Origin of the sequence: Embleya sp. NPDC056575 (assembly GCF_042793325.1) — a bacterium.
GTDB lineage: Bacteria > Actinomycetota > Actinomycetes > Streptomycetales > Streptomycetaceae > Embleya.
The window spans coordinates 130,993-140,371 of record NZ_JBHTVA010000016.1 but is presented as its reverse complement, the minus strand read 5'-3'; the positions used below and the strand labels follow the sequence as shown (position 1 = coordinate 140,371).

The 9,379-nt window shown below is 72.3% G+C and carries 8 protein-coding genes; 4 read left to right on the top strand and 4 right to left on the bottom strand.

Annotated features, from left to right (window positions below; translation table 11 throughout):
* Positions 1–123: 123 nt before the first annotated feature.
* Positions 124–810, bottom strand: a complete 687-nt coding sequence (locus ACFRCG_RS15340; RefSeq protein WP_380031717.1) for a PaaI family thioesterase — start codon at positions 808–810, stop codon at positions 124–126.
* A 167-nt stretch (positions 811–977) separates the two neighbouring features.
* On the opposite strand from ACFRCG_RS15340, the gene ACFRCG_RS15335 reads away from it, so the two are divergent.
* On the top strand, positions 978–1,838 hold the full coding sequence (locus ACFRCG_RS15335; protein WP_380031715.1) for a MaoC/PaaZ C-terminal domain-containing protein: 861 nt from the start codon (positions 978–980) through the stop codon (positions 1,836–1,838).
* A gap of 48 nt (positions 1,839–1,886) precedes the next feature.
* On the opposite strand, the gene ACFRCG_RS15330 is transcribed toward ACFRCG_RS15335, so the two are convergent.
* Both ACFRCG_RS15330 and ACFRCG_RS15325 read right to left on the bottom strand, forming a co-directional pair.
* Entirely contained in the window at positions 1,887–2,630 is a 744-nt protein-coding gene (locus ACFRCG_RS15330; RefSeq protein WP_380031714.1) for a hypothetical protein, read from the bottom strand.
* Positions 2,620–3,162: a sigma-70 family RNA polymerase sigma factor gene (locus tag ACFRCG_RS15325; RefSeq protein ID WP_380031712.1), complete on the bottom strand. Its 543-nt coding sequence runs from the start codon at positions 3,160–3,162 to the stop codon at positions 2,620–2,622. The genes ACFRCG_RS15330 and ACFRCG_RS15325 overlap by 11 nt, the downstream gene beginning before the upstream one ends.
* A gap of 228 nt (positions 3,163–3,390) precedes the next feature.
* Between ACFRCG_RS15325 and ACFRCG_RS15320 the strand changes: the two genes are divergently transcribed.
* The 3 genes from ACFRCG_RS15320 (at position 3,391) to ACFRCG_RS15310 (ending at position 6,836) form a co-directional block, all read left to right on the top strand.
* The gene (locus tag ACFRCG_RS15320) at positions 3,391–4,467 is read left to right on the top strand and encodes a Zn-dependent alcohol dehydrogenase (RefSeq protein WP_380031710.1); all 1,077 of its coding nucleotides are present in this window, start codon (positions 3,391–3,393) and stop codon (positions 4,465–4,467) included.
* A 165-nt stretch (positions 4,468–4,632) separates the two neighbouring features.
* The gene (locus ACFRCG_RS15315) at positions 4,633–5,562 is read left to right on the top strand and encodes a 3-oxoacyl-ACP reductase (protein ID WP_078975047.1); all 930 of its coding nucleotides are present in this window, start codon (positions 4,633–4,635) and stop codon (positions 5,560–5,562) included.
* Positions 5,563–5,681: 119 nt separating this feature from the next.
* Complete coding sequence (locus ACFRCG_RS15310) at positions 5,682–6,836, top strand: hypothetical protein (protein WP_380031708.1); 1,155 nt, start codon at positions 5,682–5,684, stop codon at positions 6,834–6,836.
* Here the strand turns inward: ACFRCG_RS15310 and ACFRCG_RS15305 are convergent.
* Complete coding sequence (locus tag ACFRCG_RS15305) at positions 6,805–8,640, bottom strand: ATP-binding cassette domain-containing protein (protein WP_380031706.1); 1,836 nt, start codon at positions 8,638–8,640, stop codon at positions 6,805–6,807. The two genes, ACFRCG_RS15310 and ACFRCG_RS15305, sit on opposite strands and share 32 nt — an antisense overlap.
* Positions 8,641–9,379 lie beyond the last annotated feature (739 nt).

Sequence of the window (9,379 nt, the reverse complement as noted above, 5' to 3'; positions counted from 1 at the left end):
GCGGGGGGGGGGGGGGGCGGGCCGGCGGGGGGTTCTTTGCGGGTTGGGGGGGGGGGGGGGGGGCTTCCGTGTTTACCGCCCCCGACGCCGTCTCGCGTGATCGACCGCCCACCCCGCCCCGCCTCAGGCCCGCGCCGCCCGGATGAACAACGCCTCCGCGTCCGCCACCAGTTCGCCCCCGGCGTACGAGCGCGCGGTGACCCACGCCTTGCGGCCCTCGACCCGGGTGACGCCCGCCTCGTAGTCGATCCGCGTGTACAGCGGCGTCGCCCGCCGCATCCGCACGGTCAGCGACACGGTCATCCCGAGCGCCCCCGCGCCGGACTGGGCGCAGCCCATCACCTCGTCGAACGCCGCCGCCACGATGCCGCCGTGCACCCGCCCGTACGGGCCCTCGAACGCGGCGCCGAACGTCGCGTGCGCGCGCACCAGCGGACCGTCGCCGGTGATCGACATCGGCGGGGCGATCGGGTTCGCGGCGCCGATGAACGGGCTGCGCTCGTGCAGGGCCAGGTCGCGCGAGGTCGGTGTGCGCTCGCCCACACGGGTCAATGCGGCGATGCGATCCGCCAAATCTGATACATCGTCAGCTACGCTTTCGAGCATGGCCTCGGCGTCGTGCGGGTCGACCGTCTTCACCGCCTCGATCAGGCGGCGGGTCGCCTCGGCCAGGCGGTGTCGGGCCGCGCGACCGGCGCTGTCGGGGTCCGGGCGCGGCGTCCAGGTCAGGCGCAATTCGCGCAGTACGTCGGCCGGTACGGGCGGCGGCTCGGCGGCGGCGTCCGCGGCTTCGGGGGCGGCGGCGGTCATGACGGCTCCCGGGGTGACGTGATCCCGGCCGCAGCCGGGCGAATGGCCGATCATTGCATGTAAAAAGAACGAGTTCTAGTTTTGGGCGGGTGGCGCGGCCCGAGTGGTCGGCGCCACCGCAGTCCCGAGTCACCGGTCATCATCACAGCCACACCAGAGGAGACACCATGCCGATCGACGCCGCGAAGGCCACCGGAGCAGAGCCCCGCACGGGTGAGATCGCCTGGTCGAACAAGGACGTGATCCTCTACCACCTGGGCCTGGGTGCGGGCACGCCCGCCACCGGCGCGGACGAGCTGCGCTACACGTACGAGAAGAACCTGCACGTGCTGCCCACGTTCGCGACCGTGGCCGGCACCAAGGTCGGCGGCAGCCTCTCCTCGCTGCCCGGCATCGACATCAACCTGCGCGCGGTCCTGCACGGCGGCCAGGAGATCGTGGTGCACAACCCGCTGCCGGCCAAGGCCAAGGGCGTCAAGGCGACCAGCCGGGTGGCCGACGTGTTCGACAAGGGCAAGGCCGCGGTGATCGTGCTCGAATCGTCGGCCGAACTCGAGGACGGCACCAAGCTGTACGACTCCCGCGCCGAGATTTTCGTCCGGGGCGAGGGCGGCTTCGGCGGCGAGCGCGGGCCGGCGACGAAGATCGACGTACCGGAGCGCCCGGCCGACCACACCATCGACGTGGCCACCAGCCCCGACCAGGCGCTCCTGTACCGCCTGTCCGGCGACTGGAACCCGCTGCACGCCGACCCGGACTTCGCCAAGGCGGCCGGCTTCGACACCCCGATCCTGCACGGCCTGTGCTCGTACGGGCTGACCCTGAAGGCCGTCGTGGACAACGTCCTGGGCGGCGACGTCTCGCGGGTCAAGCGCTACCGCACCAAGTTCGCCGGCATCTTCTTCCCCGGCGAGACGATGCGGGTGCGGGTCTGGGAGGAGGACGGCAAGCTGCTGATCAACACCTGCGCGGTCGAGCGCGACGAGGCGATCGTGCTGTCCGACACGGTGGTGGAGTACAGCGCCTGACGGCGCGCCACGGGCCCGGCGCGGAAGGCCGCGCCGGGCGCCGGGTCGTCAGCTGGAGGGCACCGGGCTGGAGCGCTGCTCGACGCCGCTCTCCACGAACAGCAGGGGACTGTCGGGGATTGGCTGGTTCGGCTCTCCGTGCTGGGTCATGACCAGGCCGAGTCGATAGTGTCCCGGGTTCGCCCGGATCTCCTCCCAGGTCAGGGAACCGCACAACCAGGACTTCGACAGGTTCGGGTTGTACCACCTCTCCCTGGACGGCCCCTCCTCCGCTGTGGGCGGCAGGTTCTCGAAATACGGGCTTTGGCCCAGCGGTCCGCCCACGACCAGGCCGTCCCGCATTACCAGGATCTGTGGGGGGACGTGGCCACTCACGTGCTCATACGGTTGATCGAACGCCAGGCCGCGCACCACGATGGGCGGGTCCTGCGGGAGAAACGGTGAATACATGACGTTCGCGATGCTTGCCGTAACGCCCGGCAACTTCGTCACCGGCCGCACCGGCAGCGGTTTCCCGCACTCGAACGTCAGTGGGCCCCGCACGATGTTCGGATCCGCGGTCGCCGTCGGTGTCGCGGCGGGCCCGCCCTGGTTCGTGCTCGCCGCGCCCGTCGCCAATGCCGCTCCCGCGATCGCGCAGACGGCAACCGCCGCCGCGGTCGCGGCCGCGAGGCGCCGGCGCACCCGGCGCCGCCGCACGCCCAGGACCTCGTCCGCGCGCAGTGCCGAGGGGCCGGCCGTCGCGACGAACTCGTGCAGGGCCTTGGCGATCCGCCGCTCGTCAGGCTCCATGACCCACCCTCTCCTTCGTCGCGTCGAGTTCGCCCAGGGTGTCCGCGAGGACCCGCCTGGCTTCGTGCAGATGCCGCTTGACGGTGCCCTCGCCGCAGCCCAACTCCTCGGCGATCCGGGGCACCGGGTAGTCCTCGTAGTAGCGCAGGACCACACACGCTCGCTGCCGCGGAGACAACCCCAGGAGCGCGTCGCGCACCGTGAGGCGCACCGCGGAGGTCGAGCCCTCGTCCTCGACGGGCTTCGCCGGCGGTACGAACAGCGGGCGGATCCGCAACCAGCGTGTGCGGTGCCGGGTGCCGTCCATCACAAGGTGCAGGATCGCCTTGCGGACGTAGGACTCCAGATACTCCACCGACGCGGCCCTTCGGGTGCCCAGGGCCCGTACCAGCGCCTCCTGGACGAGATCCTCGGCGGCGCTCGCGTCCCCGCACAGCAGATACGCGTAGCCCTTGAGTACGGCGCCGCGTGCGGCCAGCAGTTGTGCGAGCGCCGTACCGTCGGGATCGCCGTCCTTCGACTTTCCTCGCATGCGGGTCCTGCTCCTTCCCATTGCCTGCCTCGACCGCCGGGTGCCGTGACGTGCGGTCGTCGTGTGATGTGACGTACAGGGGTGAGGTTTCGTTGGGGGAGCTGCATGCCTTTCGCCCCGCAGCAGGGGCGGATACCTTGACCGTGTCATTGGTCTTGAGTCAAAACAGGAACACGTTATAGTTCTTGACCGAGCCAAGTATTGGTGCAGGAAAGACGAGGAGCCCCCATGCGCGCAGCGGTTCTGCACGAGACCGGCCAGGACAAGCTCGACGTTCGTGACGACGTCGAGGCGGTGGGCATGGGCCCGGGGCGCGTGCGGGTCAAGCTGCACGCGACCGGGGTGTGCCACTCGGACCTGTCCGCGATGACCGGGGTCCTGCCCCAGCCCGCTCCGTTCGTACCCGGCCACGAGGGTGCCGGCGAGGTGGTCGAGGTCGGCGACGGCGTGACCAGCGTCGCGGTCGGCGACCGCGTCATCATCTGCTGGGCGCCGCCGTGCGGCGCCTGCAACTACTGCCGCGGCGGCCAGTCCAACCTGTGCCTGGCCGGGTTCATGAACGCCGGCAACCAGAACTTCACCTTCGGCGGCACCCCGTCGTACGGCTTCACCGGCACCGGCACCTTCGCCGAGGAGGTCGTCGTCGCCGCGCCGTGCGCGGTCAAGGTCGCCGACGACGTGCCCTACGAGATCGCGGCGCTGATCGGCTGCGGCGTCACCACCGGTGTCGGCGCGGTGTTCAACAGCGCGCGGATCCAGCCGGGCGCGTCCTGCGCGGTGATCGGCGCCGGCGGCGTCGGCATCGCGGTGATCCAGGGATTGCGCGCGGCCGGCGCCGCCGACATCGTGGCGATCGACCCTGCCGAGTCCAAGCACGTGTGGGCGAAGAAGTTCGGCGCCACGCACGCGATCACCCCGGACCAGGCGGCCGACGCCAAGCGCGACCTGACCGCCGGCCAGGGCTTCGACTACGTCTTCGAGGTGGTCGGCAAGTCGTTCACCGCCCGCAGCGCGTACGAGCTCACCCGCCGCGGCGGCGACGTGATCATCGTCGGCGCGGGCGCGATGGACGACAACGTCTCGTTCAACATGTTCGAGCTGTTCTTCGACCAGAAGCGCATCATCGGCAGCATCTACGGCGGCGGCGACATCGTCTCCGAGTACGAGCGGATCACCAAGCTGTGGCGCGCCGGTCGGCTCGACCTGGAGGCGATGATCACCCACCGCCTCACCCTCGCCGACATCAACGACGCGTTCGACCTGATGAAGAGCGGCGAGTCGATCCGCACCATCGTCACCCTCTGACGAAGCACCACCGAACCAACCGCGGCGCACCGACCCGCAGCAAGCGGTGCCGTGGCCCGCAGCCCGCCCACCCGGGGCAACGGGTGGGCGGGTGGGCACGACAACTCCCAAGGCGACCGAAATCGCCACCGCAGCAATCAACCGAGACCCCACGGGAGCACCCGCATGACCACGTCGCTGGATGGCAAGGTCGCCGTAGTCACCGGCGCCGGTCGTGGCCTCGGCCGCGCCGAAGCCCTCGAACTCGCGAAGCAGGGCGCGGCAGTCGTGATCAACGACTTCGCCCCCGAAGGCAGCCCCAACCCCGCCGACGACGTCGTCGCCGAGATCGTCGCGGCCGGCGGCAAGGCGGCCGCGCACCGCGGCGACGTCTCCGACTTCGACGCGGCCGGCAAGCTGATACAGCTCGCGATCGACACCTTCGGCTCGATCGACATCGTGGTCAACAACGCGGGCATCCTGCGCGACCGGATGATCTTCTCGATGACGGAGCAGGAGTGGGACTCGGTCCTGGCGGTGCACGCCAAGGGCCACTTCAACACCACCCACCACGCCTCGAAGTACTGGCGGGAGAAGTCCAAGGCGACCGGCGGCGCGGTGTACGCGCGGGTGATCAACACCGCGTCCGAGGCGTGGCTGGCCGGTTCCGCCGGGCAGCCGAACTACGCCGCCGCCAAGTCGGCGATCGTCGGCCTGACCATGTCCACCGCCAACGCGCTGGTCAAGTACGGCGTACGGGCCAACGTGATCTGCCCGCGGGCGCGGACGAGCATGACCACGCACGTGTTCGGGGAGAGCGCGGGCGCGCTGGCCGAGGGCGAGCTGGACCCGCTGGCGCCCGAGCACGTCGCGCCGCTGGTCGCGTACCTGGCCAGCCCGGCCGCCGAACAGGTCACCGGGCAGGCGTTCGTGGTGCACGGCGGCTTCGTCGCGGTGATCGAACGCCCCACCCTCCAGGCCAAGTTCGACTCCAAGCAGGCCACCTTCACGCCGGAGGAGCTGGACCAGGTGCTCTCCGCGCACTACGCCGACCGCAAGCTCGGCGCCGGCTACACCGCGGACGACCTGCTGTTCCTCAAGCGCGACCCGCGCTGACCTCGAACCGCGGGGCCGGAGGTGGCGCGATCACCTCCGGCCCCGCCTTTCGCCCGCACCGTTGACACGTGTCGTGCCGCGAGGGTCGCCTCTCGGGCCGCACCGAGAAGGGGTTCCCCGTGCTGACCTCCGCCGACGACTTCCCGATCCACCAGACCCCCGAGCCGGTGGCCACACCCGCCACCTCGGACCGCAACGCCTACGACCGCTACTGGTTCAACGGCTACGACCGCGACGGCGGGTTCTACTTCGCCGCCTCGCACGGCCTGTACCCGAACCGGTTCGTCGCCGACGCGCACTTCACGATCGGGATCGACGGCGTCCAGCACAGCCTGCACGCGTCCCGGCGGGCGCCGCTGGACCGGTTCGACCTCACCGTCGGACCGATCGGCATCGAGGTACGCACACCGCTGAAGGTGCTGCGCCTGTACGTCGAGCCGAACGAGCACGGCCTCGGCTGCGATCTGACGTTCACCGCGCGCGCCGCGGCGATCGAGGAGGAGCGCACCACCACCCGCAACGGCCACCACGTGATCATGGACTCGACCCGGCTGACCCAGCTCGGCGTCTGGTCGGGCACCATCACGCTGCCCGGCGGCCGGGTCCTCGAGATCGACCCGGCGACCACGCTCGGCACCCGCGACCGCTCGTGGGGCGTACGCCCGGTCGGCGAGCGCGAGGAGGGCGCGCCCAAGCCGTTCAACCCGATGTTGTGGTTGTGGACGCCGATCCACTGGGCCGACGAGGTCAGCCTGTGGGCCTCGTTCGAGCGCGCGGACGGGCGGATGTACCACGTGGACGGCAAGCGGGTGGCGGCCACGCCGCTGGGCGCGGCCCCGGACCCGGCCGCCGTACCGCTGCCCGAGGACGAGCCCGCCTTCGCCACGCTGACGCCGCATCGGCACGCGCTCACATGGGTCCCGGGCACGCGGCGGATCGAGGGCGGCGAGTTCCACATGACGGACGAGAACGGGGAGCCGTTCGCCTACCGGATCGAGCCGATCGGCGCGCGCGGACTGCTCGCCGGGCTCGGCTATCTGCACCCGGAGTGGGGGCACGGGGTCTGGCAGGGCGAGTTGAAGATCGGCTACGAGAGCTGGGAGTTGGACAAGGTGGACCCGCTCCGGTTCGACCGCCAGCACCAGCAGCAGGTGATCCGGGTGACCGAACTGACCGGCGCGGGCCGGGTCGGGGTCGGTGTGGTGGAGCAGTTGTTCTTCGGGCCGCATGTGCCGTACGGCTTCAAGGAGATCCTCGACGGGTACGCGGGCTGACCGCGGATCGGGTCCGGCGCGGTGCGCCCTCCGCGATCCTGGTCGGCTTCTCGAACCAGCCGCCGGCGTCGACGGGTCGGTGCTCCCACGCGCCGACCAGGTCGCGGTACAGCGGTGCGCGGGCCAGCAGTTCGTGGTGGGTGCCCGGGATCGGCCGGTTGCCGTCCATGAGCAGGACGCGGTCCGCGCGGCGGGCCGAGTCGATCCGGTGCGCGATCACCACCAGGGCGCCCGCGCGCGTCGCGAACGCGGCCTCCGCCAGCGCCTCGGCGGGCGGATCCAGGTGGCAGGTGGCCTCGTCGAGGATGACGAAGCGGGCGGGGGAGAGGTACGTCCGGGCCAGCGCGATCAGTTGGCGCTCGCCTGCCGACAATGTGCCGGGGTCGGCGAGGTGGGCCTCGTAGCCGCCGAGCCGGGCGACCAGTTCGGCGGCACCGACCAGGCGCACCGCGCGGTCCAGGTCGGCCCTGGAGACGTCGGGGTCGAGGTAGCTCAGGTTCTCGTGGACGGAGCCGGCGAAGACGTACGCCTCCTGCGGGACCACCGCGATCGTGTTGCGCAGCGTGGCCTCCGGGTGCGCGGCGAGCGGGCGGCCGGCCAGCGACACGGTGCCCTGATCGGGCGTCAGCAGGCCGGCGAGCAACGCCGCGAGGGTGGATTTGCCGATCCCGCTGGGGCCGACGACGGCCAGGTGCGAACCGGCGTCGAGGGTCATCGACAGGTCGCGGACCACCGGTTCGGCGAAGGGGCCGTAGGCGAAGGTGACGCGGTCGAGGACGAGGGGGCCGGGGGCGGTGGCCGGTGACGGGAGTCGGGCGGGGCCCGTCGTGTTCGGGGCCGTCGCGCCGGGAGTCGCCGGGTCCGGGGCCACCGCGCCCGCCTGAGCCAACCGCCCCGCGACCACCAGGAGTTCCAGCAACCAGCCGCCCACGGTCGCGGTCGCGGCGCGTACGGCGGGCTCCAGGTGCTGGGCCAGATAGAGCGCGGCGCCCGCCACCTCGCCGGTGCTCAGCATGCCGTGGCGGACCAGCCACGGGGCCGCGATCAGCACGGCCGGCAACGGGAGTCGGCCGCCGAGGGCGACCACGAGCAGGCGTACGGACGAGACGCGCGCGAGCACCCTGGTCGCGTGCGCCTGGGCGTCGGCGGCGGCGCCGATCTCGGCGGCCACCCGCTCCTGGGCGCCGCAGGCCACCACGTCCCGGAGTCCGGCCACGGTGTGGGCGGTGCGGATCGCCATGCGCTCGTCGGCGAGTACGAGTTTGCGCCGTCGCCTGGCCAGCGGGGGCAGCAGGCGGACGAACAACCAGGTCGCGAGGGCGAGCGGGATCAGCACGAGCGGGAGCAACACGGGGGCGAGGAGGGCGAGTCCGAGCAGGGCGGCGACGATGGTCACGCCGAGCTGGCGCAGCGTGCGCAGCAGCGAGGCGGTCAGATTGCGGCAACTCTCCACCTGCTCGGTGAGCCGGGCCACCGCCGCGTCGGCGTCCCGGCCCGCGTCCGGCCGTCCCGACGTCGCGTCGAGCACCGCCGAGGTCACCACCCGCCGGACCAGGGTGTCCCGGAACGGCTCCACCACGTCCGCCAGATGCGGGAACATCGCGTAGGTGGCGGCGGCCCGGATCAGCATCGCCAGCGCGAGTACGCCCAGGAGCACGAACCCCACGCCGAGCCGCCCGACCAGGAACCCACGATCGAGCGCGGCGGCCAGCAGCGCCCCCGACAACAACGCCGGCACCCCCTCGGCCACCGACCACCCCAGGACCCGCCCCAACGCCGCCCGTCGCTCCCGCAACGCCTGCATCAACAACCCCCGCCCGGCGCGCGGTCCGCCGCCGTAGGGGCCGGCGCTGTGTCGCCTCCGGCGCTCGGGGGCGGTCGTGCCCGGGGACGGCGTCGGCGCCGCCTCCTCGGCGCCGGGCGCCGCCGTGTCGGCGATCGCTTCGCGCGGATCATGCGATGCCGGACCGGGGTGCGGGGCCCGGCTCGACCGGTCGCCGCCGGGCTCGTTCGGCCGGCCGTCGTTGCCGGGTATGTCGTCGCCCGCCGTGTCGTCGGGCCCGGCATCGGCGGGGTCGGCCCATGTCGGGTCATCGGGCGTGGCTGTGCGCCCGGGTTCGTGCGGGCGATCGGGTGGATTCGGTCGGTTCGGCACGGGCAGGGCGCGCGGCTGCGCATTTCCCTCGTCGCGAACGCCGTTCGACGGATCGAGAGCGCCGGCCGCTGCGGACCGGGGCGTTGCGAGGGGGGCATCCGGCGGCGGGGAGGATGAGGCCGAGCCGTCGTCGGGTCGACCTTCGGGAAGTGCGTTGCGCGCGAGCGCATTTCGGATGCCGCGCACCGATTGTTTGCGCGGCTTGCGGCGCCGGCCGCCGCTTCGTCGGGCGGGTGTCGGGCGGTCGCCGTCCTCGGCGCGGGTCGGATCCGGGGCCGGGGCACGGCCCACGCGCCGATGGCGACGGGGTTTGCGCGCGGGGGCGTCGGGCGGGAGCGTCGGCTGCGCCGAGCCGGTCGCCGCTTCGTGTCCCGGGGAGGCGACTCGG

Coding starts and splice junctions, on each gene's coding strand:
- ACFRCG_RS15340 (WP_380031717.1), bottom strand. CDS start 810: ATGACCGCCGCCGCCCCCGAAGCCGCGGACGCCGCCGCCGAGCCGCCG.
- ACFRCG_RS15335 (WP_380031715.1), top strand. CDS start 978: ATGCCGATCGACGCCGCGAAGGCCACCGGAGCAGAGCCCCGCACGGGT.
- ACFRCG_RS15330 (WP_380031714.1), bottom strand. CDS start 2,630: ATGGAGCCTGACGAGCGGCGGATCGCCAAGGCCCTGCACGAGTTCGTC.
- ACFRCG_RS15325 (WP_380031712.1), bottom strand. CDS start 3,162: ATGCGAGGAAAGTCGAAGGACGGCGATCCCGACGGTACGGCGCTCGCA.
- ACFRCG_RS15320 (WP_380031710.1), top strand. CDS start 3,391: ATGCGCGCAGCGGTTCTGCACGAGACCGGCCAGGACAAGCTCGACGTT.
- ACFRCG_RS15315 (WP_078975047.1), top strand. CDS start 4,633: ATGACCACGTCGCTGGATGGCAAGGTCGCCGTAGTCACCGGCGCCGGT.
- ACFRCG_RS15305 (WP_380031706.1), bottom strand. CDS start 8,640: ATGCAGGCGTTGCGGGAGCGACGGGCGGCGTTGGGGCGGGTCCTGGGG.